Origin of the sequence: Paracoccus bogoriensis (genome assembly GCF_019431455.1) — a bacterium.
GTDB lineage: Bacteria > Pseudomonadota > Alphaproteobacteria > Rhodobacterales > Rhodobacteraceae > Paracoccus > Paracoccus bogoriensis.
This window is the reverse complement of sequence record NZ_JAHYSR010000018.1, coordinates 22,187-45,749: the sequence shown is the minus strand read 5'-3', so window position 1 is coordinate 45,749 and position 23,563 is coordinate 22,187. Positions and strand designations below refer to the sequence as shown.

At 69.8% G+C, this 23,563-nt stretch carries 23 protein-coding genes, 2 pseudogenes and 1 riboswitch; of the genes and pseudogenes, 17 read left to right on the top strand and 8 right to left on the bottom strand.

Going from position 1 to position 23,563, the window contains the following annotated elements:
- Positions 1 to 81: 81 nt before the first annotated feature.
- Positions 82 to 318 (bottom strand): annotated as a pseudogene (locus KY389_RS15395) (glycogen/starch synthase); the annotation flags it as partial.
- Positions 319 to 576: 258 nt separating this feature from the next.
- On the opposite strand from KY389_RS15395, the gene KY389_RS10150 reads away from it, so the two are divergent.
- Positions 577 to 2,178, top strand: coding sequence for an alpha-glucosidase (locus KY389_RS10150; RefSeq protein ID WP_219830847.1), 1,602 nt, complete (start codon positions 577 to 579; stop codon positions 2,176 to 2,178).
- Between the two features lie 20 nt (positions 2,179 to 2,198).
- Here the strand turns inward: KY389_RS10150 and KY389_RS10145 are convergent, their stop codons facing one another.
- The gene (locus KY389_RS10145; RefSeq protein WP_219830819.1) at positions 2,199 to 2,384 is read right to left on the bottom strand and encodes a hypothetical protein; all 186 of its coding nucleotides are present in this window, start codon (positions 2,382 to 2,384) and stop codon (positions 2,199 to 2,201) included.
- Positions 2,381 to 3,361, bottom strand: coding sequence for a LysR family transcriptional regulator (locus tag KY389_RS10140; RefSeq protein ID WP_219830818.1), 981 nt, complete (start codon positions 3,359 to 3,361; stop codon positions 2,381 to 2,383). Before KY389_RS10140 ends, KY389_RS10145 begins: the two co-directional genes overlap by 4 nt.
- A gap of 122 nt (positions 3,362 to 3,483) precedes the next feature.
- Between KY389_RS10140 and KY389_RS10135 the strand changes: the two genes are divergently transcribed.
- Positions 3,484 to 4,416, top strand: coding sequence for a ring-cleaving dioxygenase (locus tag KY389_RS10135; RefSeq protein WP_219830817.1), 933 nt, complete (start codon positions 3,484 to 3,486; stop codon positions 4,414 to 4,416).
- Between the two features lie 28 nt (positions 4,417 to 4,444).
- The gene (locus KY389_RS10130; RefSeq protein ID WP_219830816.1) at positions 4,445 to 5,011 is read left to right on the top strand and encodes an NADPH-dependent FMN reductase; all 567 of its coding nucleotides are present in this window, start codon (positions 4,445 to 4,447) and stop codon (positions 5,009 to 5,011) included.
- 103 nt (positions 5,012 to 5,114) lie between these two features.
- On the opposite strand, the gene KY389_RS10125 is transcribed toward KY389_RS10130, so the two are convergent.
- On the bottom strand, positions 5,115 to 5,846 hold the full coding sequence (locus KY389_RS10125; RefSeq protein ID WP_219830815.1) for an alpha/beta hydrolase: 732 nt from the start codon (positions 5,844 to 5,846) through the stop codon (positions 5,115 to 5,117).
- An 83-nt stretch (positions 5,847 to 5,929) separates the two neighbouring features.
- Between KY389_RS10125 and KY389_RS15390 the strand changes: the two are divergent.
- The 3 genes and pseudogenes from KY389_RS15390 to aroQ form a co-directional block, all read left to right on the top strand.
- A pseudogene (locus tag KY389_RS15390) lies at positions 5,930 to 6,097 on the top strand (DUF924 family protein); the annotation flags it as partial.
- A 56-nt stretch (positions 6,098 to 6,153) separates the two neighbouring features.
- Positions 6,154 to 7,602 carry an asparaginase gene (locus KY389_RS10115; protein WP_219830814.1) on the top strand — a complete coding sequence of 483 codons (1,449 nt, stop codon included), beginning with the start codon at positions 6,154 to 6,156 and terminating at the stop codon, positions 7,600 to 7,602.
- 58 nt (positions 7,603 to 7,660) lie between these two features.
- On the top strand, positions 7,661 to 8,089 hold the full coding sequence (aroQ, locus tag KY389_RS10110) for a type II 3-dehydroquinate dehydratase (RefSeq protein ID WP_219830813.1): 429 nt from the start codon (positions 7,661 to 7,663) through the stop codon (positions 8,087 to 8,089).
- 231 nt (positions 8,090 to 8,320) lie between these two features.
- Here the strand turns inward: aroQ and KY389_RS10105 are convergent, their stop codons facing one another.
- The 3 genes from KY389_RS10105 to cobO all read right to left on the bottom strand — a co-directional run bounded on the left by KY389_RS10105 (position 8,321) and on the right by cobO (position 11,120).
- On the bottom strand, positions 8,321 to 9,688 hold the full coding sequence (locus KY389_RS10105) for an alpha,alpha-trehalose-phosphate synthase (UDP-forming) (RefSeq protein WP_219830812.1): 1,368 nt from the start codon (positions 9,686 to 9,688) through the stop codon (positions 8,321 to 8,323).
- Positions 9,685 to 10,419, bottom strand: coding sequence for a trehalose-phosphatase (otsB, locus tag KY389_RS10100; protein WP_219830811.1), 735 nt, complete (start codon positions 10,417 to 10,419; stop codon positions 9,685 to 9,687). The genes KY389_RS10105 and otsB overlap by 4 nt, the downstream gene beginning before the upstream one ends.
- Before the next feature lie 80 nt (positions 10,420 to 10,499).
- Complete coding sequence (cobO, locus tag KY389_RS10095) at positions 10,500 to 11,120, bottom strand: cob(I)yrinic acid a,c-diamide adenosyltransferase (RefSeq protein WP_219830810.1); 621 nt, start codon at positions 11,118 to 11,120, stop codon at positions 10,500 to 10,502.
- 39 nt (positions 11,121 to 11,159) lie between these two features.
- Positions 11,160 to 11,383: riboswitch (cobalamin riboswitch) on the top strand.
- 96 nt (positions 11,384 to 11,479) lie between these two features.
- Here cobO and KY389_RS10090 point away from each other — a divergent pair.
- Genes KY389_RS10090 through cobJ form a run of 7 tightly spaced genes read left to right on the top strand, consistent with a single transcriptional unit; the run spans position 11,480 to position 19,255 of the window.
- The gene (locus KY389_RS10090; protein WP_219830809.1) at positions 11,480 to 11,833 is read left to right on the top strand and encodes a DUF1636 family protein; all 354 of its coding nucleotides are present in this window, start codon (positions 11,480 to 11,482) and stop codon (positions 11,831 to 11,833) included.
- A 2-nt stretch (positions 11,834 to 11,835) separates the two neighbouring features.
- A complete protein-coding gene (gene cobW, locus KY389_RS10085; RefSeq protein WP_219830808.1) occupies positions 11,836 to 12,879 on the top strand; it encodes a cobalamin biosynthesis protein CobW in 1,044 nt (347 codons plus the stop codon).
- On the top strand, positions 12,879 to 16,076 hold the full coding sequence (gene cobN, locus KY389_RS10080; protein ID WP_219830807.1) for a cobaltochelatase subunit CobN: 3,198 nt from the start codon (positions 12,879 to 12,881) through the stop codon (positions 16,074 to 16,076). The genes cobW and cobN overlap by 1 nt, the downstream gene beginning before the upstream one ends.
- Positions 16,073 to 17,164, top strand: coding sequence for a precorrin-3B synthase (cobG, locus tag KY389_RS10075; protein ID WP_343222939.1), 1,092 nt, complete (start codon positions 16,073 to 16,075; stop codon positions 17,162 to 17,164). Before cobN ends, cobG begins: the two co-directional genes overlap by 4 nt.
- The gene (locus tag KY389_RS10070; protein WP_219830806.1) at positions 17,164 to 17,793 is read left to right on the top strand and encodes a precorrin-8X methylmutase; all 630 of its coding nucleotides are present in this window, start codon (positions 17,164 to 17,166) and stop codon (positions 17,791 to 17,793) included. Before cobG ends, KY389_RS10070 begins: the two co-directional genes overlap by 1 nt.
- Positions 17,793 to 18,530 (top strand): precorrin-2 C(20)-methyltransferase, encoded by a 738-nt coding sequence (gene cobI / locus KY389_RS10065; protein ID WP_219830805.1) that lies wholly within the window; start codon positions 17,793 to 17,795, stop codon positions 18,528 to 18,530. Before KY389_RS10070 ends, cobI begins: the two co-directional genes overlap by 1 nt.
- Positions 18,527 to 19,255, top strand: a complete 729-nt coding sequence (gene cobJ / locus KY389_RS10060; protein ID WP_219830804.1) for a precorrin-3B C(17)-methyltransferase — start codon at positions 18,527 to 18,529, stop codon at positions 19,253 to 19,255. Before cobI ends, cobJ begins: the two co-directional genes overlap by 4 nt.
- Here cobJ and KY389_RS10055 read toward each other — a convergent pair.
- The gene (locus tag KY389_RS10055) at positions 19,231 to 19,968 is read right to left on the bottom strand and encodes a cobalt-precorrin-6A reductase (protein ID WP_219830803.1); all 738 of its coding nucleotides are present in this window, start codon (positions 19,966 to 19,968) and stop codon (positions 19,231 to 19,233) included. The genes cobJ and KY389_RS10055 overlap by 25 nt on opposite strands.
- Between KY389_RS10055 and cbiE the strand changes: the two genes are divergently transcribed.
- Genes cbiE through KY389_RS10035 form a run of 4 tightly spaced genes read left to right on the top strand, consistent with a single transcriptional unit; the run spans position 19,967 to position 23,551 of the window.
- On the top strand, positions 19,967 to 21,163 hold the full coding sequence (gene cbiE / locus KY389_RS10050) for a precorrin-6y C5,15-methyltransferase (decarboxylating) subunit CbiE (protein WP_219830802.1): 1,197 nt from the start codon (positions 19,967 to 19,969) through the stop codon (positions 21,161 to 21,163). The genes KY389_RS10055 and cbiE overlap by 2 nt on opposite strands.
- A complete protein-coding gene (locus KY389_RS10045) occupies positions 21,145 to 21,468 on the top strand; it encodes a cobalamin biosynthesis protein (RefSeq protein ID WP_219830801.1) in 324 nt (107 codons plus the stop codon). The genes cbiE and KY389_RS10045 overlap by 19 nt, the downstream gene beginning before the upstream one ends.
- A complete protein-coding gene (gene cobM, locus KY389_RS10040; RefSeq protein WP_219830800.1) occupies positions 21,465 to 22,232 on the top strand; it encodes a precorrin-4 C(11)-methyltransferase in 768 nt (255 codons plus the stop codon). Before KY389_RS10045 ends, cobM begins: the two co-directional genes overlap by 4 nt.
- A complete protein-coding gene (locus tag KY389_RS10035; protein ID WP_246588064.1) occupies positions 22,229 to 23,551 on the top strand; it encodes a cobyrinic acid a,c-diamide synthase CobB in 1,323 nt (440 codons plus the stop codon). The genes cobM and KY389_RS10035 overlap by 4 nt, the downstream gene beginning before the upstream one ends.
- Positions 23,552 to 23,563: the final 12 nt, after the last annotated feature.

Here is a 23,563-nt window from a genome sequence, read left to right as displayed (position 1 = left end):
ACCGTCCCGGTCATGGGGCATCATCAGCCGAAAGGGCGGGGCACCAGGATCGGTGCGGCGATCTTCCTTGATCAGCCCCGCCTGCCAGTCATGGCCGTGCAGGATGTCGGGCGGCCAGCCGCCTGCGCTTTCGGCGCCGATCCGGGCAGCGATCCAGGAGAGCGCCGCGAAACGCTGCGGATTGCCGGGGCAGTCGCGCCCGTCTGGTCCCAGATAGGGTCTGTCCGGCGGCACAAATAGATGCGGCGCATTGCTCGCCAGAAGCTCCAGACCGCCCGCCCTTCCCGTCAGCAGCAAGGTCGCCAAAGATTCGGCCACAACCTGCCTGCCCCCAAGCCAGTCTCGATTGTTCGGGATCGCTCAGCCCCATTCAAAGCTCTCGAACCGGATCGTCTGCGCATAGAGCCCGACCGGCTGATAGCACCAAGACCCTGTTCAGAAATCATTTTCACGCTCAACATGCAGAAACCGGAACGCAGATCCGGACTTGCTTTTCGTGAACGCTAACACCTTGCCTTGCCTCCCGCTATAGTCGCGGCCTGGCACTGGGAATCACCCGCGGCAGGAGGTCGAATGATGGTGGAATGGTGGCGAGATGCAGTGATCTACCAGATCTATCCACGCAGCTTTCAGGACAGCAACGGCGATGGCATCGGCGATCTGCCGGGCATCACGCGCCGGCTGGACCATGTGGCGGCGCTGGGGGTGGATGCGATCTGGCTGTCGCCCTTCTTCACCTCGCCGCAAAAGGACATGGGCTACGATGTCAGCGATTACTGCGACGTGGACCCGCTCTTCGGTACGCTTGCCGATTTCGACGCGATGGTGGCGCGTGCGCATCAGCTTGGGCTGAAGGTCATCATCGACCAGGTGCTCAGCCATTCCTCGGACAAGCATCCGTGGTTTCAGGAAAGCCGCCAGTCGCGCGACAATCCCAAGGCCGACTGGTATGTCTGGGCCGATCCGAAACCCGATGGCACGCCGCCGAACAACTGGCCCTCGGTCTTCGGGGGCCCGGCCTGGGAATGGGAGCCGCGGCGCCGGCAATACTACCTGCACAATTTCCTGATCGAGCAGCCCGACCTGAACCTGTGGAACCCCGATGTGCAGGACGCGCTGCTGAAGACGATGCGCTTCTGGCTGGAACGCGGCGTGGACGGCTTCCGGCTGGACACGGTCAACTACTATTTCCATGACGACAAGCTGCGCGACAACCCGCCCAATCCCGACCACAAGGGCCCCGAAACCTACGGCTTCCAGCGCCATGTCTATTCCAAGAACCGCCCCGAGAACATCGCCTTCCTCAAGCGGATGCGGGCGCTGACCGACGAATACGATGCCCGCATGATGGTCGGAGAAGTGGGCGATAGCGGCCAGTCGGCCATCGACATCATGGCCGCATACACGGCGGGCAGCGACCGGCTGCACATGTGCTACAGCTTCGAGATGCTCAGCCCGGAATTCACCGCCGCGCATTTCCGCCGCTGCATCGAAGGCGTGCACAAGGGCGCCCCGGATGGCCATAGCTGCTGGTCCTTTTCGAACCATGACGTGGTCCGGCATGTCACGCGCTGGTCGGCTCATGCACGCGACCAGGACGCGCTGGCGCGGCAATCGGCGGCCATGCTGCTGTCCTTCCCCGGCACGATCTGCCTCTATCAGGGCGAGGAACTGGGCCTGACCGAAACCACCCTGGTCTATGAGGAGCTGACCGACCCGCCCGCCCTGCGCTTCTGGCCCGAGGTCAAGGGCCGCGACGGCTGCCGCACGCCGATGGTCTGGGATGCAAGCGAACCCCATGCCGGCTTCTCGACCGTCAAGCCCTGGCTGCCCATCAAACCCGAACAGGCCGCGCGCGCGGTAGCGGGCCAGACGGCAAATGACAGCGTTCTCGCCGCCTATCGCGACACGCTGGCCTTCCGCAAATCGCAGCCCGCCCTGCGCTATGGCGCGACGACCTTCCTCGACCTGCCCGAGCCGATCCTCGGCTTCACCCGAGCCCATGACGGGCAGAGGCTGACGGCGCTCTTCAACCTCTCGCCGGACCCGGTCGCGTTGACGGTCAAGGACGAAACCGCGCTGACCGGCCCCTCGGCCGCCACGCTGAGCGGCGAACGGCTCGACCTGCCGGCCAACGGCTTTGCCTGGCTCGCCGGCGCACCCAGGCTTTCGGTCTGACATCACGTCCGGTCCGGCGCTCAGCCGCCGGGCCGCCGCACGAATAGCGCAAATCCCAGATACAGCCCCGCCGCCGCAAAGATCATCCCCCAGAAGGGGCTGGCAAACCAGAACTCGACCCCCGCCCAGGCCAGAGGCAGCACGACGCACAGAACCCGCACCCAGAGCGGGCGAAAGAACGGTGCCTCGGGATCGACCAGCTTCATGTGCAATCCTTCCCTTGCCTTGGCTCAAATGTCCCGGGGGGCCGGGGGGCTGGCCCCCCGGCCGTCGCGGGACGCAAAAGACCCCGCTGCCATGGCGGGTCGGCGGCGAAGGCCGCCGCGATATGATCGACAAAGGCGCGTGTCTTGCGCGGCATGGGCCGGATCTGAGGCCAGACCACGCTGATCGGCAGAGGCTCACGCACCAGTTCCGGCAGAACCTGCACCAGCCGCCCCGTCCGCAGCGCATCATGCACGATGAACAAGGGCAGCAGCGCCAGCCCCAGCCCGCCCACCGCCATGTCGCGGATCGCCTCGCCGTTATTGGCCGAGACGCGCCCGCTGCGCGGCGGCGCGACCCCCTCTGCCCAGGGCCAGATCTCGCCCAGTCGTGCATTCAGATAGCCGATCGCCTCATGCCCGGCCAGATCGGCGGGCGTCTCGATGGCGCCATGCAGCGCCAGGTAATCGGGGCTGGCGACCAGCACGCGCGGATCTTCGCACAGACGCCGCGCCATCAGGCTGCTGTCCTTCAGATGCCCGATCCGCAGCCCCAGATCGAAACCCGACCGGCCCAGATCGGTATGGCGGTCGTCGTAATCCAGCACGATCTCCAACCGCGGATGGGCGCGCGCGAAATCCGCGATGACTGGCCCCAGATGGCGGATACCGAAACTCATCGGCGCGGCGATGGCCAGCCGCCCCCGCAGCTCGGCCTCGGGGTCCGAGGCGCTTTCGGTCGCGGCGATCAACTCGGCCAGCGCCGGGCGCAGCCGCTCGGCCAGGGCCAGGGCGCTGTCCGTGGGGGTGATCCGCCCGGCATGACGGGTAAACAGCGCGACGCCCAAGGCGGCCTCGAAATCGCTGATGCGCTTGCTGACCACGGATTTCGAAAGATCCGCCCGCGCTGCCGCCCCCGAGATGCTGCCCGCATCCAGAACCGCCAGAAAGGTCTCGATATCCGCGATGTCCCAGCCCATGGGGAAACCCTATCACGACCGGATGAGTTCGCAAGAACCGAACGCGGCGTTGTCAGCCTGACGGGTGCCGCGAACGCCCGCCTTGCCCCATATTCAAGGGCAAGCACGCACAGGAGGCCCCCATGGAACTGACCGGAATCCATCACCTGACGGCGATCACGGCCGATGCGCCCGCCAACAACCGCTTCTATACCGAAACGCTCGGCCTGCGCCGGGTCAAGAAGACGGTGAACCAGGACGACACCTCGGCCTATCACCTGTTCTTCGCCGATGGGGCGGGCAGCCCCGGCACCGACATTACCTTTTTCGACTGGCCCGCGCCTCGCGAGCGGCGCGGCACGAACGCGATCACCCGCACCGGGCTGCGCGTCGCCGAGGACAGCCTCGATTACTGGGCCAGTCGCCTGAACGGGCTGGCGGGCAAGATCACGACGCTGGATGGCCGCGCGACCCTGGATGTCGAAGACCCCGAGGGCCAGCGCCTGCGCCTTGTCGCCGCCCCCGATCCGCAGGGGCAGCCTTGGCAGGGCACCGACATCCCCGCCCAGCACCAGATCCGCGGCTTGGGGCCGATCACGATTTCCGTCCATGACCTTGCGCCCACCGAGGCGGTGCTGACCCGCGTGATGAACATGCGGCGGGTGCGCGACTATGCCAGCCCCGACGGCGAGGGTCAGGTCCATGTGTTCGAGATGGGCCCGGGCGGTGCCGCCGCCGAACTGCATGTGGCGGTCCAGCCGGGCCTGCCGCAGGCCCGTCAGGGCGCGGGCGGGGTTCATCACGTCGCCTTCCGCGTGCCGGACAATGCGGCGCTGACGGAATGGGCGCGCCATATTGCCGGTTTCCGCATCCCGAATTCAGGCGAGGTGGAACGCTTCTACTTCCGGTCGCTTTACTTCCGTGAACCGGGCGGCAATCTCTTTGAACTGGCCACGGACGGGCCCGGCTTCGATGTGGACGAACCGTTCGAGACGATGGGCCAATCCCTCTCGCTGCCGCCCTTCCTGGAAGGCAAGCGCGCGCAGATCGAGGCGGGGCTGAAGCCCTTGGCCTGACACGCCGCGCCTGGCGAAAGGAGACGCGATGACGACGATTCTGGGGATTTCGGGCAGTCTGCGAAAGCTGTCCTTCAACACCGGCCTTCTGCGCGCGGCGCAGGAGGTGGCGCCCGAGGGCGTCACGCTGCGGATCGGCAGCATCGCCGAGGTTCCTCTTTACAATGCCGACGACGAGGCGGAGCATGGCGCGCCACCTGCCGTCATCGCCCTGCGCCAGGCGCTGGAACAGGCCGACGGGCTGCTGCTGGTCAGCCCGGAATACAACAACGGCGTTCCCGGCGTCTTCAAGAACGCGATCGACTGGATCGGCAGCGGCAAGGCGGCCGCCCTGTTTCAGGGCAAGCCTGTCGCGGTGATCGGCGCATCGCCCGGCGGCTTCGGCACGATGCTGTCACAAGCGCATTGGCTGCCCGTGCTGCGCGCTCTTGGCACGCGCCATTGGCAAGAGGGGCGGCTGCTGGTGTCGAAGGCGGGCGATCTCTATGACGACCAGGGCAACCTGACCGACGACGAGACGCGCCGCAAGCTGGCCGATTTCGTCGCGGGCTTTGCCGCCAGCATCAGCCGCCGCGACCAGGACACCCGACATTGATCGTGTCGCGCTGACAGGCATCGCAGGACCGTATCCCCACGACCGGGTCTGATCTTCTGCGTCATTCGGGGATGACAGGCCCCCATCGCCGGGGGCCTTGAGCTTACGCCCTGGCCAGCCAGGCGCTGGCCGCCTCCAGGTCCGCCTGCGTCATTTCGTGGCCCGCTGCGATCACGCGCGCATCCAGGTCCGCGCCCGATCGCGCCAGCCAGTCGTTCAGCGCCGGAGCATGGGCGCCATAAGGGTCACGGGCGCCTTCCAGCGTCAGCACCCGCAGCCCGGACAGGTTGGCCTCGGGCACGGGGTCCAGCGCCAGCATGGGCCGTATCAGGATCGCCCGCCGGATCAGGTGGGGATGCAGCGCCATCACCGCCCCCGCGAAATTCGCGCCGTTGGAATAGCCCAGCACCGTGATCTGTTCGGGGTCGAGGTCATAGGCCAGCATCGCGCCCTGCCAGAACGCCGCGAAAGTCTCGGCCTCGCTGCGGATGTCGGCCTGATCGAAGCGGGTCATGGTCAGGCGGCGGAAGAACCGTGTCACGCCTTCGTCGGTCGAGCGGCCGCGCAGGCCCAGCAGGTTCGCACGGGGAGCGACGCGATGGGCCAGAGGCATCAGGTCGGTCTCGGAGCCGCCGGTGCCATGCAGCAGGATCAGGGTCGAGCCGTCCGGCTCCTCGGGCGCGTAAAGGCGGTGAATGAAGGGCAGGTCGCGCATGGGTTTCCTTTCCTCGCCCGGTCGGGCGAATTGCGGCAGGCGCAGCCGCAGGTTGGCCGTGTCGGTCGCACGAGAGTGAACGCGCAGGGCCTGGCCGGGTTCGGCCTTGTCCACCGCCATGCCTGATCCGTTGGCCGTCGCCGCGACCAGCAACCCCCCAGAATCGCGCATGTAGAGGGGTTCAGAGGGATGCGAAAGACCGCTCGGTCGCGCTGTATGAGGCGCTTGGCAACGAAAAAGCGCTGCATTTCGCGCGCGATCACCGCGACATCATCGCGCGCTTTGGTCGTTTTCCTCATCGCAACGCCATCCTTGGACGCGACACCACCCCGGACGAAGCCGCGTTCCTGAAAACCCATTCCGGCTTCTGAGATTCTGGATGCAGCGGGGATGATCGGACTGTAAATGTCGCCAGAAAGGGGGCGACATGCGGATCTGCGTCATCAATACCGGCGGCACCATCAGTTGCGTGGGCGCGCCTCTGGCGCCCATGCCCTCGGGCCGGTTCGCGGATGCGGCGCGGCAGGTGCTGGGCCCGGCCCTTGACGCGGCGCTGCCCGGCATGGCGCTGCATTTCGACACGGGCCTGCGCTTTGACAGCCCCTCGGGGATGCTGGACAGCACCGATCTGCGCCCCTCGGACTGGTGCCGCATCGCGCGCCGCGTGCTTGAGCTTTACGCCGATCACGACGCCTTCGTGATCCTGCACGGCACCGACACGATGGATTACAGCGGCGCAGCGCTGGCGCTGCTGCTGAACGTGCCCGATGCGCTTGGTTTGCCGCGCGCCTGCCTGTCGAAGCCCGTGATCCTGACCGGCGCGCAGCTACCCCTGTTCCGCGAGACGCCGGACGGGCTGGTCCTGAACGCGGGCAGCGACGCGCTGGCCAACCTGACCGGCGCGCTTGAAATCGCGCGCCTGCGCCTGCCCGAGGTGGGACTGTTCTTCGACGGACGCCTTCTGCGCGGCAGCCGGGCGCTGAAGGTCTCGACCACACGATTTGCAGGCTTCGACAGCCCGCATCTGGCCCCCCTGGCCGAACGCGGCATCGGCATCCGCATGGGCGCAGCGCGCCCCCTGCCCGGCCCCGCCGCGCCCGAACTGGCGCTGGATGCGCCCGAGGCGCGGGCGGTGGCGCTGGCGCGGCTGGACCGGATCGCCGCGCGGATCGACGCCCAGCGGATCGTGCAGATCCCCGCCGTGCCTACCGATCACCGCGCCTCGGCCCCGCTCTTGGCGCAGATGGTCCGCGCGGCCTTGGCGGATGGCGCCACGGGGCTGGTGCTGGAGGGCTTCGGCGCGGGCAACATGCCCCAGGGCGCGGGCGCGCTGGAACAGGCGCTGCGGGCGGCGCGCGTGCCGGTGCTGATCGCCAGCCGGGCGGTGGCGGGGCAGGTCGGCGCCTTCGATTACGCGGCAGGCGCGTGGCTCGCGGGGACCGGCGCGATTGCGGCGGGTGACATGACGCCGGTCGCGGCCTTGGCCAAGCTGATGATCCTGAACGCCGACCCCGACACGCCCGATCTGCGCGCGATGCTGCCCCGCAGCCTTGCCGGCGAATGCGCGGCCCCCGACCGGATCCAGGATGCGCTGTGGCCCGGTCAGGCGATCAGCGCAGCCGACGCCGCTTTGCGGCTGGAAAACGACCCCGCGCAAGGCCCGCGCCTGGTCCGCAAGGGCGCGGTCCTGTGGCAGGCCCCCGGTCCGGGGCGGCTTGAGATGCAGGGCGACCGGCTGGCCCTGATCGCCCCTGACGGCGCGATCCGGTGGCACAGCGCGCCGCAGCCGGGCGGGCTGCCTGTCCTGACGGCGCAGGGTCTGCTGCTGGTCGATCCGGCCCGTCGCGCCGCGCCTGTCACTGCGCTGGCGTGCTGACAGCGCGCCGCCCTTGCGCTAGTCAGGACGGACAAGGCGCGAAACCGACGGGGAAACCATGCCGCTGATCCATGTGCTGAACGGGCCGAACCTGAACCTGCTGGGCCAGCGCCAGCCCGAGATCTATGGCCGCGAGACCCTTGCCGATGTCGAGGCCCTGTGCCGCGAGGCCGCAGCCCCCCATCAGATCCGCTTTCTGCAATCGAACTGGGAAGGCCAGATTGTGGACTGGATCCACGAGGCCCGGCACGAGGCCGCGGCCATTGTCATCAACCCCGCCGCGCTGACCCATACCTCGGTCGCGGTGCTGGACGCGCTGATGGCCTTTGAAGGCCCGGTGATCGAGGTCCACCTGAGCCAGGTCCACAAGCGGGAACCTTTCCGCCACCATTCCTATGTCTCGAAACGCGCCGATGGGGTCATCGCCGGTCTGGGGATCGAAGGCTATGCCGCGGCCCTGCGGCGGATCGTGCAGCTTCTGGGCTGAGCAAGCCGCCGGAGACCTGCCCTGGGAGGAGGGCGGCAGGCACCGGCGGCTTGACATTCCGATCAGGGGGCAATCGGAGGATCATGCGAGCGCGCTTCTCGCTCTTTCGGGATACCACAAGACCGCGTCAGGATCATCGGTCCGCCCGCTTGTTGGCGCTGCATTGCAGAATGCCGCGCGGATTGCCGCCCGAATGCGCGGCATCTGCCTGCCTGGCGGGCAGTTCACGGATCATTGGACGGGACGAAGCCGGTCCAGATAGCGCGAGGACCACCAGGACACATCCTGTTCGATCACCCCTTGCAGCAATGCGGCATGGCGGCGGCGACGCTCGACAGAGGACATGGCCAGGGCCTCTGCCATCGCCTCGGCCATTTCCTGCGGGTCATGGGGGTTCACGATCAGCGCATCGGTCATGGTCTCGGCTGCGCCCGCAAAGCGGGACAGGATCAGCACGCCCGGATCGGCCACGTCCTGCGCCGCGACATATTCCTTGGCCACCAGGTTCATCCCATCTGCCAGAGGCGTGACCAGTCCGATTCGCGCCTGCCGGTAAAGCCCCGCCAGAACCGCGCGCGGAAAGGGCCGGTGGATGAAGCGGATCGGCGTCCAGTTCAGCGTGGCGAACTGCCCATTGATGCGGCCGGCCAGATGTTCGGTTTCCTCGCGGATGTCCTGGTAGGCCTCGACCTCGCCGCGTGTGGGCGGAGCGATCTGAAGAAAGGACACCTGCTCGATCAGGTCGGGACGGGTATCCAGCAGCATCTGATAGGCGCGAAAGCGTTGCGGGATGCCCTTGGAGTAATCCAGCCGATCCACGCCGATCATCATGCGCGCGCCGGTCAGGCTTCGCATCCGATCCTCGTCCGGGGCCTGCCGGGCCTCGGCGATGAAGGCGCTGGCGTCGATGCCGATGGGAAAGACACCGGCGCGCAGCGTCCGCCCGCACAGCCGGATCATGTCGCGGTCGATGGGCTGGAATTGCGACAATTGCCGTGCGCTTTGCACGAAGGCGCCCAGATCGCGGCGGGTCTGAAAGCCAAGCAGATCATAGTGGGAAAGCCACTGGAACAATTCGGACGGGTTCGGCAAGGCCGCGCAATCGGCCGGCCCCGGAAAGGGGATGTGCAGGAAATGCCCGATGGGCACGCTGACGCCTCTTTCGCGCAGGGCGGCGGCCAGCGGGAAAAGCTGGTAATCCTGCACCCAGATCCGGTCATCCTGGCGCAGATGTGGCACCATCAGGTCCGCGATGCGCCCCGCCACCCGGCGATAACCCTCCAGATACTCGGGCACGATCCGCATCAGATCGGCGCGACCGTGACAGAGCGGCCACAGGGTCGAGTTGGAATAGCCCGCATAATAGCTGTCGTGATCCTCCTGGGACAGATCGAAGGACAACCGACGGAAGCGCGCGCCGGGATGGTCGTGAAGATGATCGGCCGGCGCTTCGGATGGCTGGCCCGAAAAGCCGATCCAGACCCCGCCGGACGCGCCAAGCGCATCTTCAAGCGCGACGACCAGCCCTCCCGAGGGATTGTCGCCAAGAGGCAGGCGGTTCGAGACGACGACAAGGCGGGAAGAAGTCTGACTGGTCATGAAAGCTCTCGGCTGAATGAATCGTCCAGCCAGGCGGCCAGCGCTTCGGGATCGGGCAGGGTGTAGCGGGCGACCGAGGCGCCGGACCCGATCTTGACGGCGAAACCGCCAAGCTCTTGCGCCTTGGCCATGGCAGGTTCGTCGGTCGTGTCGTCGCCCGCATAGACCGGGATCCGGCCAGCGAAGGCCGGCATCTTCATCAGCCGCGCCAGCGCGTCGCCCTTGCCGATGCCGGCGGGGCGCAGTTCGACCGCCATCTTGGCGGGTTGCAGGGCAAGGCCCGGATGGGCCTCGGCCAGACGCTGCGACACATCCTCGACGAAGGCACGCAGGGCAGGGTCGGCGCGGTAATGCAGTGCGACGCCGTGGGGTTTTTCCTCGACCAGCACGGCGGGGTGGGGCCTGGCCAGCGCGCGCGCTTCCTGGTGCAGGCGCGCGATGTCCAGATCGGGATGGCGCGCGGCCTGGATCCGACCGGGACCGGGCGAGAATTCGGCGCCGTGACTGCCTGCAACAATGCCCGGAAAATCCGGCAGATGCCTGCGCAGATCGGCCACGTCACGCCCCGAGATCAGCGCCACCGCACCCCCTTGCCGCTGCATCAGCCGCGTCAGGCGGTGCGTCAGCGCAGGCGTGACCTGCACCGCGTCGGGCCGAGGCGCGATATCGACAAGGCAGCCGTCGAAATCCAGAAACAGGGCGGCAGAGGCAGGCAGCGGCGGAGGCGTCATGGCATGTCCCGGTCGTGATCCGTCGCGCGATCAACACGCGAAGCCGCCGAAAGGTCCGGGCCGCGCGGATTTTCGCGCCCTCAGAACTCGACGCCCGGCTGTGCCTTGATGCCCGCGCGGAACGGGTGCTTGACCTGCACCATCTCGGTCACCAGGTCGGCGGCCTCGATCAGCGCGTCCGGGGCGCCGCGTCCGGTCAGGATCACATGGGTCATCGGCGGCTTTTCGGCCCGAAGGAAGGTCAGCACCGCGTGGGGGTCCAGATAGCCGTAGCGAAAGGCGATGTTGATCTCGTCCAGCAGGACCATGCGGATCGCGGGGTCGCGGATCAGCGCCTTGGCCTTGTCCCATCCCGCCTCTGCCGCCGCCACGTCGCGGGCCTTGTCCTGCGTCTCCCAGGTGAAACCCTCGCCCATGGCGTGAAACTGGCAGAGATCGGCGAAATGGGCGGTCAGCAGGCGACGCTCGCCGGTGTCCCAAGCGCCCTTGATGAACTGGACAACCGCGCAGGGCATCCGGTGGGCGATGGCGCGCATGATCATGCCGAAACCGCTGCTGGATTTACCCTTGCCCGGCCCGGTATGCACGATGACCAGCCCCTTTTCGCCGGTCCGGGTTTTCATCATCCGGTCGCGCGCGGCCTTCTTTCTGGCCATTTTCGCGGCATGGCGCGCCTGTTCATCGGCCTCTATCCGGGTCATCGGATCACTCCTTTCGGTTGACAAAGCGGCCTGTCGCGCCTTTGGTAGCCTCGTGCTGGTTCCCGCCGCAAGGCGGGCCAAGAGGGAATGCGAAGGGCCGCCACCGGCCTGAAAGCAGCCGCCCCCGCGACCGTGACCGGAAAGGTCGCCCGATGCCACTGGTCCTGCGCCCCATCCGGCGACGGGCCGGGAAGGTGGGCCGACCGTAGGGCCGAAGCCCTGAATCCGCAAGCCGGGAGACCTGCCAGCGCCGATGACAACGGGCGAACGGGGTGTTTCGCGACCGGCAGAAGGCGGCGGGGACGACCCGTCCGTCCTGTTGGCCCATCCCCGACGCCAAGGCGAAAGGACGGGCCGCAATGCGCGCCATCTTGCATGTCTGCACCACCTGCCGCGGTATCGCGCCAGAGACCGATCCCGAGGCGCCGCGTCAAGGCTTGGCGCTGCTTCGGGCCCTGGCTGCGCAGGCACCCGATCAGGTGCAGATCCGGGGGGTCGAATGTCTGTCGGCCTGTTCGCAGGGCTGCGCCATCGCGCTGAATGCGCCGGGCAAATGGTCCTATGTCTATGGCCGCCTGACCCCCGAGGACGCCGCCGAGATCGCCGCAGGCGCGCGCGCCTATGCCGCCACCGCCGACGGAATCGTGCCCTGGCGCGAACGCCCCGCCATCTTCCGCAAGCAGAGCCTTGCGCGAATTCCCCCGCAGGAGTGACCATGACCGACCTTGTCAAAACCCCCGTCACCGTGATCACCGGCTTTCTGGGCTCGGGCAAGACGACGCTGATCCAGCATCTGATGGCCCATCCGAACGGGCTGCGCCTGGCTGTCATCGTCAATGAATTCGGCACGATGGGCGTGGATGGCGACATCCTGAAGGGCTGCGCCGACGACAATTGCCCGGCCGAGAACATCCTGGAACTGTCGAACGGCTGCATCTGCTGCACGGTCGCCGACGACTTCATTCCCACGCTGGAATCGCTGATGGCGCTGCCCTGCAAGCCCGATCACATCCTGATCGAAACCTCGGGGCTGGCGCTGCCCAAGCCCTTGCTGAAGGCCTTCGACTGGCCCGCGATCCGGTCGCGCATCACCGTGGACGGGGTGATCGCCCTGGCCGATGCCGAGGCCGTGGCGGCGGGCCGTTTCGCCCCCGACCTGGCCGCCGTGGATGCGCAACGCGCCGCCGATGACAGCCTGGACCACGAAACGCCCCTGTCCGAGGTCTTCGACGATCAGATCGCCTGCGCCGATGTCGTGTTGCTGACCAAGGCCGATCTGGCGGGCGATGCGGGCCTGGCCGCCGCCCGCGCCGTGATCGAGGCCAGGGCGCCCCGTCCTCTGCCCATCCTGACCGTGACCGAGGGCGTGATCGACCCCCGCCTGATCCTGGGCCTCGGGAAGGCTGCCGAGGACGACCTGGACGCCCGCCCCAGCCATCATGACGGCGCAGGCGATCACGAGCACGAGGATTTCGACACGGTCGTCATCGACCTGCCCGAGATCGACGACCCCGCCGACCTCTGCGCCCGCATCGTGCGGCTGGCCGAAGAGCAGCACATCCTGCGCGTCAAGGGCCACCTGGCCGTCGCGGGCAAGCCGATGCGCCTTCTGGTCCAGGCAGTGGGCGCGCGGGTGCGCCATCAATACGACCGCCCCTGGGGCGAGGCTCCGCGCCGCTCGCGGCTGGTGGTGATCGCGGAACATGACCATATCGACCCGGTCGCGATCCGGGCCGTGCTTGAGGCTGTCCCCGCCTGATGCATGTGATCTTCCGCGAACAGGTCGGGCTTGATCGGACCGACGCTCCCTTCGATCCCGGGCAGACGCCGGGCGACCTGGTCGTGCTGTCTTTCTCGGACAGCGACCTGGGGGCTTTTGCGGAAGGGTGGCGGCGCGCGGCGGGAGGGTTGCCTTCGACCCGGCTGTGCAATCTGGTGGCGCTGCGCCATCCGGTCTCGGTCGATACCTATGTCGAACGGACCCTGTCGGGGGCGCGCGGCATCCTGATCCGGCTGATCGGCGGCGAGGCCTGGTGGCCCTATGGGCTGGCATCGGTCCAGGATCTGGCGCGCAGGCGCGGGATCGCGCTGGCGGTCCTGCCGGCGGATGGGCGCGACGATCCGCGGCTGGACCGGGCCTCGACCGTGCCCGCGTCGGTCCTGCGCGTGCTGCGGCGTCATTGCGACGAGGGCGGGGCGGTGGCCGCGCAGGCGGCGCTGGCGCAGCTGGCCATCGCGGCGGGGCTGCAGGCCGCGCCGGTGCCGGGGATCAAGACGCTGCCCGCGATGGGATTTTATGACCCGGACCACGGTGTCGTCGCCGATCCGGGGAAGGTGCAGGCGCTGGTCACCTTCTATCGCAGTTGGCTGGCAGCGGCGGATGTGGCGCCGATCGACGCGCTGATCCATGCGCTGCGCGATCGCGGCATCATGGCGATGGGGGCATTCGCGCCGTCCCTGAAGGCCGAGGGGCTGGCGGAATGGCTGGCAGGGGCGCTGCCGGGCGGGCCGGAGATGGTCGTCAATGCAACCGGGTTTTCGGGGGGCGCGGTCGCTGGGTATTTGGGCAACGGAGAAATGGCAGGGGTCGCGCCCTTTGGTGGGTGGTCCTGCCCGGTCTTTCAGGTGGTGTTGTCAACCAACCGGCGGCGCGACTGGCTGGTGACAGAGCGGGGGCTGTCGCCCTCTGATCTGGCCATGACCGTCGTGCTGCCCGAGGTGGATGGCAGGATCCTGGCGGGCGTCATCAGCTTCAAGGGCGTCGCGCCGCGCGATCCCGATCTGGAATATGCGCGCTTCGTCCATCGCCCGGATGCGGAACTGCTGGGGCAGGCGGTGGACCGGATCCTCGCCTGGCGCGGGGCGGCGCGTGATGTGGCGGTGGTGCTGTCGGCCTATCCTGGCCGCGACTGGCAGCAGGCCCATGCGGTCGGGCTGGACGCGCCCGCATCCGCGCAGGCGGTGGGGCGGGCCTTGGGGGTCGCGCTGCCCGGTCTGCCGCAGGGTGTGATTCGTTGGCCGCTGGCCGATTACCGCCGCGCGCTGGCCCGCCTGCCGCAGCGATTGCGCGACGATCTGCATGAGGCCTGGGGTCCGCCCGAGGAGGACCCCGATTGCGTGGAGGGCGCCTTTGCCCTGCGCGCCAGCCGCCACGGGCCGGTGATCCTGGCGCTGCAGCCCGAACGCGGCCACCGTATCGGACGCGAGGACAGCTATCACGACCTGACCCGCGTGCCGCGTCACGGCTATGTCGCCTTTTATCTGTGGCTGGCCGAGCAGGGTCTGGGCGCGATGATCCATATGGGGGCGCATGGCACGCTGGAATGGCTGCCGGGCAAGGCCGTCGCCTTGTCGGGAGAGTGCTGGCCGCAGGCGCTGGCCGGGCGGATGCGGGTCATCTATCCTTTCATCGTCAATGATCCGGGCGAGGCCGCACAGGCCAGGCGTCGTCTGGGTGCGGTGACCCTGGGCCATATGCCCCCGCCGATGCGCGCGGCCTCCTTGCCGCTCGGAATGGCGGGGTTGGAGCGCAGCCTGGACGAATATTCCACCGCGGACGGGCTGGATCCCGCGCGCCGCGACCGCCTGATCGCGGCCATCCGCGACGAGGCCCGCGCCCTGGGTATCGAGGAAGACCTGGGCATCCCGCCCGACGCCGGGGCAGCAGAGGCGATCGCTCGCATCGACCGCTTTGTCTGCGACATCAAGGAAAGCCAATATGGCGAGGGTTTGCATGTCTGGGGAACCGGACCCTGCGGGGCCGCGGAACGTGACGGCCTGATGGCGGCGCTGGCGGGGCGCTTCGTGCCGCCGGGGCCGTCGGGCTCGCCCTATCGGGGTCGGTCGGATGTGATGCCCACGGGGCGCAACCTGTATGGCGTCGATCCGCGCGCTGTGCCCACGCCATCCGCCCATGCGCAGGGGGTTAAGCTGGCCGAGGAACTGCTGCGTCGTCACCTGCAGGATCACGGCGACTGGCCACGCGGTCTGGTCGTCGATCTGTGGGGCAGCGCCACGATGCGCACGGCGGGCGAGGATTTCGCCATGGCCCTGCATCTGGCCGGGCTGCGGCCAACCTGGGATGCGGAATCGGGACGGGTGACGGGGGTCGAGGTGCTGCCTCTGGCCCTGCTGGGGCGGCCGCGCATCGATGTGACCCTGCGCGTTTCGGGGCTGTTTCGCGACCTGTTCCCGGTGCTGGCGCAGCTTTTCCAGACCGGGGCCGACACCCTGGCCGCGCGGGACGAGGAAGCCTGCCAGAACCCCTATCGCGGCGGGGCGCGCGTCTTTGGTCCTCAGCCCGGGCAATACGGTCTGGCCATGGGCACGGCGGCTACGGAGTTCACCGATGCCGCACGCGTGGCGGCGGGCGAAGCCTGGATTGCTGCCTCGAGCTGGGCCATCGGCACGGATGGGGTCAGCCGTCCGGGCCGCGCAGAACTGGAGGCGCGGCTGGCCTGCGCCGACAGTTTCGTTCACGCGCAAGACCTGCCGGAAACCGACCTGCTGCTGGCCGCCGATTATGCCGCGCATGAGGGGGGCTTTGCCGCCGCCATGGCGCGGATTGGCGGGCGCGCCGCGCTCTATCATCTGGATGCCACGCAGCCGGGCCGCCCCCGCGCCCGCAGCCTGACCGAAGAGATCGCCCGCACGATCCGCGCCCGCGCCACCGATCCGGCCTGGGCCAATGCGATGACGCGCCACGGCTATCGCGGGGCGGCCGAGATCGCGGCCACGCTGGATCATATGGCGGCCTTCGCGCATCTGGCGGGGGCGGTGCCCGCGCATCTCTTCGACCTGTATCACGACGCGACCCTGGGCCGCCCCGAGATCGTGGATTTCATGGAGGACGCGAACCCCGAGGCGCTGGCCGCGATGCGCGATCTGTTCCGGCGGCTGCATGAGGCGGGGCTGTGGGTGACGCGGCGCAACTCGATCGCGGCGGGGCTGTCGTGATCCGCGGCTGGTGCCCCGGCGCGCTGCGCCCGATGGATTCGGGCGATGGCTGGGTGGTGCGCATCCGCCCCCCCGGCGGGCGGCTGGACGCGGCCCAGGCCCAGGCCATCGCGGATGCGGCCGAGGCGCATGGCAATGGCGTGATCGAACTGACCGGGCGGGCCAATCTGCAACTGCGCGGCGTGACGCCTGCCAGTCATGTGCCGCTGATCGAGGCATTGCGGCCCCATGGGCTGATCGACGCCGATGCACGCGCCGAAGGGCGGCGCAACATCATCGTGACCCCCTTTGCCGATGCCGAGGCCGACCGGCTGGCCGCTGAACTGGCCAAGGCCCTGGTCGCCAGCGACCTGGCCCTGCCCGCCAAGTTCGGCTTTGCGGTCGATCCCGGCGCGGCGCCGGTGCTGACCCGCGACCCGGCCGACATCCGTATCGAGGCAGGCCCGACCCTGCGCGCCGATGGCCTGGATCGCGCAGCGCCCTATCGCGGGCCGCAGGATGCGCTGGCCTTGGCGCGGTGGTTCCTGGATCAGGGCGGCGCGCCGGACGGGCGGGGCCGCATGTCTGCGCTGATCGCGGCAGGCGCACAGCCGCCCGGCGCGGTGCTGGCAACGCCGAACCCCGCCCCTCGCCCCGCCCCAGGCTTGGTGCCAGAGGGCCTGCTGGTCGGGCTGGAATTCGGGCAGATCGCGCCGGACACGCTGCGCCGCCTCGGGCGGCTGGCGCCCCTGCGCCTGACGCCGTGGCGGATGGTGCTGATCCGGGGCGCGCACCGCCTGCCCGCGATCCCCGGCCTGATCCTCGATCCGCATGATCCGCGCCTGCGCCTGCGGGCCTGTCCGGGCGCACCCGCCTGCCCCCAGGCCCAGGCTGCGACCCGCCCCCTGGCCCGCGCGCTGGCACCGCTGATCCCGGCGGATGCGGTGCTGCATGTCAGCGGCTGCGCCAAGGGCTGCGGCTGGCCGCGCGCGGCGGATGTGACGCTGACCGCGACGGGCGCGGGCTTCGACCTGATCCGCCATGGCCGCGCCCAGGACGCCCCGGCGCTGCGCGGCCTCGACCCCGACCAACTGCCCAAGGTTTTGTGATGCCCCATGATTACGAAAAGGACGGCGCCGCGATCTATCGCCAGTCCTTCGCCACCATCCGGGCCGAGGCCGATCTGGCGCGTTTCGACGCCGATGAGGAACCGGTGGTCGTGCGCATGATCCATGCTGCGGGCCTGGTGGGGCTGGAGCGCGACGTGGCCTTCACCCCCGGCATGACGCGGGCGGCCCGCGCCGCGCTGGCCGCCGGTGCGCCGATCCTCTGCGACGCGCATATGGTCAGCGAGGGCGTGACCCGCGCCCGCCTGCCCGCAGACAATGCGGTCATCTGCACCCTGCGCGACCCGCGCGTGCCCGACATGGCGCGCGACATGGCCAACACCCGCAGCGCTGCCGCGCTGGAGCTGTGGCGGCCGCATCTGGCCGGTGCCGTCGTGGCCATCGGCAATGCGCCGACCGCGCTGTTTCACCTGCTGAACATGCTGGAAGATCCTGCCTGCCCTCGCCCCGCCGCGATCATCGGCTGTCCCGTGGGATTCGTCGGTGCGGCAGAATCCAAGGACGCGCTGCTGGCCGCGCCACCCGCCCCGTCGCTTGTCGTGCGCGGCAGGCTGGGCGGATCGGCCATCACCGTCGCCGCGATCAACGCGCTGGCCAGCCGGAGAGAATGATGGGACGTATCATCTGCGCAGGACTGGGGCCGGGCGATCCCGACCTGATCTCGGTCCGGGCCGACAGGGCGGTGCGCGCCGCGCGCCATGTGGCCTATTTCCGCAAACCCGGCCGCCCCGGTCAGGCGCGGCGCATCGTGCAGGGGATGCTGGCCCCGGATGCGGTCGAATATCCGATGGAATATCCGGTCACGACCGAGATCCCCTTTGACCATCCCGATTACAACGACGCGCTGGCGGGGTTCTATGACCTCTGGGCCGCGCGTCTGGCGCAGTTGGCGCAGACCGAGGATGTGGTGGTCCTGTGCGAGGGCGACCCGTTCCTTTATGGCAGCTTCATGCATCTGCAGGTGCGCCTGACCGGACTGGCCGAGGTCGAGGTGATTCCCGGCATCCCCGGCATGGTCGGCTGCTGGAACGCGGTGGGCCAGCCCATGACCTGGGGCGACGACGTGCTGACCGTGCTGATGGGCACTCTGCCCGAGGCGGATCTGATCCGCCACATGCAGGGCAGCGACGCGCTGGTGGTGATGAAGACCGGCCGCAACTTGCCCAAGCTGCGCCGCGCGCTGGCGGCATCCGGACGCCTGGCCGATGCCTGGCTGATCGAACGCGGCACCATGCCCGGCCAGCGCATCGCGCCCCTGGCCGATGTGACCGATGACGATTGCCCCTATTTCGCGACACTGCTGGTCCATGGCCATGGACGGCGCCCCATGGCGCGGAGGGCGGAATGAGCGGCTGGATCACCGTCGCGGGGCTGGGACCGGGCGCCGAGGCCATGGTGACGCCCGAAGTCGTCTCCGCGCTGGATCAGGCGACCGACGTGATCGGCTACATCCCCTATGTCGCGCGCGTGGCAGCGCGTCCCGGCCTGACCCTGCACGCCAGCGACAACCGGGCAGAGCTGGACCGCGCCCGTCACGCCCTGTTCCTGGCGGCGCAGGGCGCGCGGGTGGTCATCGTGTCTTCGGGCGATCCCGGCGTCTTCGCCATGGCCTCGGCCCTGTTCGAGGCGCTGGAGGATATCGGCGGCGACCCCGACATCCGCATCCTGCCGGGCATCACCGCGATGCTGGCGGCGGCGGCGCGGGCGGGCGCGCCCCTGGGGCATGATTTCTGCGCGATCAACCTGTCGGACAACCTCAAACCCATGGCGCTGATCGAACACCGCCTGCGCCACGCGGCGCGGGGCGATTTCGCGATGGCCTTCTACAACCCGCGCTCGGCCAGCCGGCCCGCAGGCCTTGCCCGCGTGCTGGAGGTGCTGCGCGAGGAATGCGAACCCGAACGCCTGATGATCTTTGCCCGCGCCGTCACCACGCCCGATGAATCGTTGCGCGTGGTCACGCTGGAGGAGGCCACGCCCGAGATGGCCGACATGCGCACCGTCGTCCTGGTCGGCAACCGCGCCACGCGGCGGGTGGGGCGATGGGTCTATACGCCGCGGGGGGCGGTCTGATGCAGCCAGTCCAGCGCCTGTTCCGGCGTGGCGACCTGCGGCCGATCGGGCGCGGCGGGGCGGTCGATCAGCACGACCCGCACGCCCAAGTCTTGCGCCGCGTCCAGTTTCGCGCTTGCCCCCGCCCCGCCGCTGTTCCTGGCGACCAGATGGGTGATGCCATGCGCGGCCATCAGCGCCCGGTCGCCCGCGACCGTGAAGGGGCCGCGCGCCAGCACGACCTGCGCGCCGGGCAGGGGCGGCGCATCCGGCGCATCGACCAACCGCAACAGCCAGCGATGCGGCAGGGCGGCAAAGGGTGCCAGGCTCTGCCTGCCGATGGCCAGGAACACACCCGTAGGCGCGTCGGGCAACGCGGCGACCGCGCCCGCGATGTCGGGGACGCGCTGCCAGCCGGGATCGACAGGCCAGGCGGGGCGGCGCAGCATCAGCATCGGCACCCCCGCCGCGTGGCAGGCGGCATCGGCGTTGCGGCTGATCTGCGCGGCGAAGGGATGGGTCGCATCGACCACCGCGCCGATATCGTGGTCCCGCAGGTAACGCGCCATGCCCTCGGCCCCGCCGAAGCCGCCGATCCGCGTGGGCAGGGGCTGGGCTGCGGGCGCCTCGGTGCGTCCGGCATAGGAAAAAACCGCCGGCAAACCGGCTCGGGCCAGCAGGGCGGCCAGGCGGCTGGCCTCGCTTGTGCCGCCCAACAGCAGGATGCGTCGCATGTCTGACCCTTGGCTGACGATCATCGGGATCACCGAGGATGGCCCGGACAGCCTGCCCGGCGCAAGCCTGCGCGCGCTGGCGGCGGCCGAGGTCGTCTTTGGCGGTCCCCGCCATCTGGCCTTGGCTGGGGTGGGCGTGCGGGGGCGGGCCTGGCCGGTGCCCTTCGACCTGGCGCCGCTTCTGGCGCTGCGCGGGCGGCGAGTGGCGGCGCTGGTCTCGGGCGATCCCTTCTGGTGCGGCGCGGGGGGCAGCATCGCGGCGGCGCTTGCGCCCCATGAATGGTGCGCCCTGCCCGCGCCGGGGGTGCTGTCGCTGGCGGCGGCACGCCTTGGCTGGCGGCTGGAGGACACGGTGACCCTGGGCCTGCATGCCGCCCCCTTTACCCGGCTGCGCCCGCATCTGGCGCGCGGCTGCCGCATCATCGCGACTTTGCGCGACGGCGATGCGCCCGCCGCGCTGGCCGATTGGCTGGTCGGCGCGGGTGCGGGGGCGGCGCGGCTGACGGTGCTGGAGCGTCTTGGCGGGCCGTCCGAACGGGTGCGCACCACCCGCGCCGATGGGTTCGCGCTGACCTGCGCGGCGCCGGTGGCGGTGGCCATCGACGGGGCGGATCTGCCGCGCGGCTTCGGCCTGCCTGCGGTGCCGGGGCGGGCGGATGGGCTGTTCACCCATGACGGGCAGATCACCAGATCGCCCATCCGCGCGCTGACCCTGGCGGCCTTGGCCCCGCGCGCGGGAGAGATGCTGTGGGATATCGGCGGCGGTTCGGGATCGGTCGCGGTGGAATGGGCGCTGGCCGGGGGCCGCGCCATGACAGTCGAGCCGCGCGCGGACCGCATCGCCATCATCCGCGCCAATCTGGACGCCTTCGGCCTGGGCGGGCGCGTCACGGTGATCGAAGGCTCGGCGCCCGAGGCGCTGCCGCCCGGCACGCCCGATGCGGTCTTTGTCGGCGGCGGCGCGTCTCAGGCGCTGCTACAGGCGCTGTGGGCCCGCCTGCCCCCCGGCGCGCGGCTGGTCGCCAATGCCGTGACGCTGGAGACGGAATCGCTGCTGACCCGCTGGCACGCCGATCACGGCGGCCGCCTGCTGCGCATCGACATCGCCGAGGCCGCCCCCCTGGGCCGGATGCGCGGCTGGACCCCCGCCCGCCCGATCGTGCAATGGAGCGTCACATGCGCATCGCCGGAATAGGCTGCCGCCCCGGCACCCCCCTGCCCGCCCTGCTGGCCGCGCTTGAGGCCGCGGGCGGCGCCGATGCGCTGGCGACCATTCCCGAACGCGCGCCCGAACTGCGCCCGCTGGCCCATGCGCGCGGCCTGCCGCTGCATCTGGTCGCCGTCGCGGGCATCGCCACGCCCACGCAATCCGCTCGTATCACCGCCGCCTTCGGCACGGGATCGGTGGCCGAGGCCGCAGCCATCGCAGCCGGCGGCCGCCTGACCCATCCGCGCCGGACCTTCGGCCCCGTCACCATCGCCATCGCAGAGATTCCATGACCGTCCATTTCATCGGCGCAGGCCCCGGCGCGCCCGACCTGATCACCCTGCGCGGGCGCGACCTGATCGCGGCCTGCCCGGTCTGCCTCTATGCCGGGTCGCTGGTGCCTGCCGCGCTCTTGTCTCATTGCCCGCCCGGCGCGCGGATCGTGAACACCGCGCCCCTGTCGCTGGACCAGATCATCGCCGAGATGCAGACCGCCCATGCCGCAGGTCAGGATGTGGCGCGGCTGCATTCGGGCGACCTGTCGGTCTGGTCCGCGATGGGCGAACAGATCCGCCGGTTGCGGGCGTTGGACATCCCCTTTGACGTGACACCGGGCGTGCCCAGCTTTGCCGCCGCCGCCGCCGCGCTGCAGACCGAGCTGACCCTGCCCGGCCTTGCCCAATCCGTGGTGCTGACCCGCACGCCGGGGCGCGCCTCGACCATGCCCGAGGGCGAGAGGCTGGCCGCCTTCGCCGCGACCGGGGCGACTCTGGCGATCCACCTGTCGATCCACGCGCTGGATCAGGTGGTGGCCGATCTGACGCCGCATTACGGCCCCGACTGCCCGGTGGCCATCGTCTGGCGGGCGACTTGGCCGGACCAGCGCGTGATCCGCGCGACCCTGGCCACGGTGGAGGCGCAGGGCATCGACCGCACCGCGCTGATCCTGGTCGGCCCCGCGCTGGCGGGCGAGGGGTTCGAGGACAGCCGCCTTTACGCCGCCGATTACGACCGCCGCTATCGCCCCGTGGGCGACGCACCGAGGTTCCCGGAATGACGCGCCCCCTGACGCCGGGCCTGATGATCTCGGCCCCCGCATCGGGGACGGGCAAGACGATGCTGATGCTGGGCCTGCTGACCGCGCTGCGCCGGCAGGGGCTGGTGGTGCAGCCCTTCAAGTCGGGGCCGGATTACATCGACCCGGGGTTTCATCTGGCGGCCTCGGGGCGGGCCAGCTTCAACCTGGATGCCTGGGCGATGGAGCCAGGGCGCCTGATCGCCCATGCGGCCGGCCAGCCGCCCGCCGATCTGGTCCTGGCCGAGGGGTCGATGGGCCTCTTCGACGGGGTCGCGACGAAGGGGGAAACCGGCATCGGCTCCAGCGCCGAGATCGCCCAGATGATGGGTTGGCCCGTGCTGCTGATCCTGGATGTCAGCGGACAGGCCCAATCGGCGGCGGCCACGGCGCGGGGCTTTGCCACGCTGCGCCCCGATCTGCCCTTTGCGGGGGTGGTGCTGAACCGCGTGGCCTCGCCGCGCCACGACCGGCTGATCCGCGAGGGGATGGACCAGGCGGGCATCCGCGTGCTGGGCAGCCTGCCGCGTCAGGGCGACATCACCCTGCCCGAGCGCCATCTGGGCCTGATCCAGGCCGAGGAAACGGCGGGCCTGCAGGCCATCCTGGACCATGCGGGCGATTTCATCGCGGCGCATTGCGACCTGGAGGCGATCATCGCCGCCGCCGCCCATCGCGCCCTGCCCGAGGCGCCTGCGCCCCGACCGCTGACGCCCCCCGGAGGGCGGATCGCGCTGGCCCGCGACGCGGCCTTCAGCTTCGTCTATCCGCATGTGCTGGAGGAGTGGCGGCGCGCCGGGGCCACGATCCTGCCCTTTTCGCCACTGGCCGATGAGGGGCCCGATGACAGCGCGGACTGCTGCTGGCTGCCGGGCGGATACCCGGAGCTGCACGCGCCCCGGCTGGCCGCCTGCGACGGGTTCCGCAGCGCCATGCACCACTTTGCGGCGACGCGGCCGGTGCATGGGGAATGCGGCGGCTACATGGCGCTTGGGGCCGGTCTGGTGGATGCAGACGGGGTGCGCCACCCGATGCTGGGCCTGCTGGGGCTGGAGACCAGCTATGCCAGGCGCCGGATGCATCTGGGATACCGCCTGGCCGAGCCGCTGACCGCCCTGCCGGGGCTGGGGCGCGTGGCGCTACGCGGGCATGAATTCCACTATGCCACAATCCTGTCCCAGCCCGACGCGCCCCTGGCCCGCGTGACCGATGCGACCGGCGCCGAGGTTCCCGAAACCGGCAGCCACCGCGAAGGCGTCACCGGCACCTTCTTTCACATGATCGCCCCCGCCTCGGCTTGACGCGGATGGGGC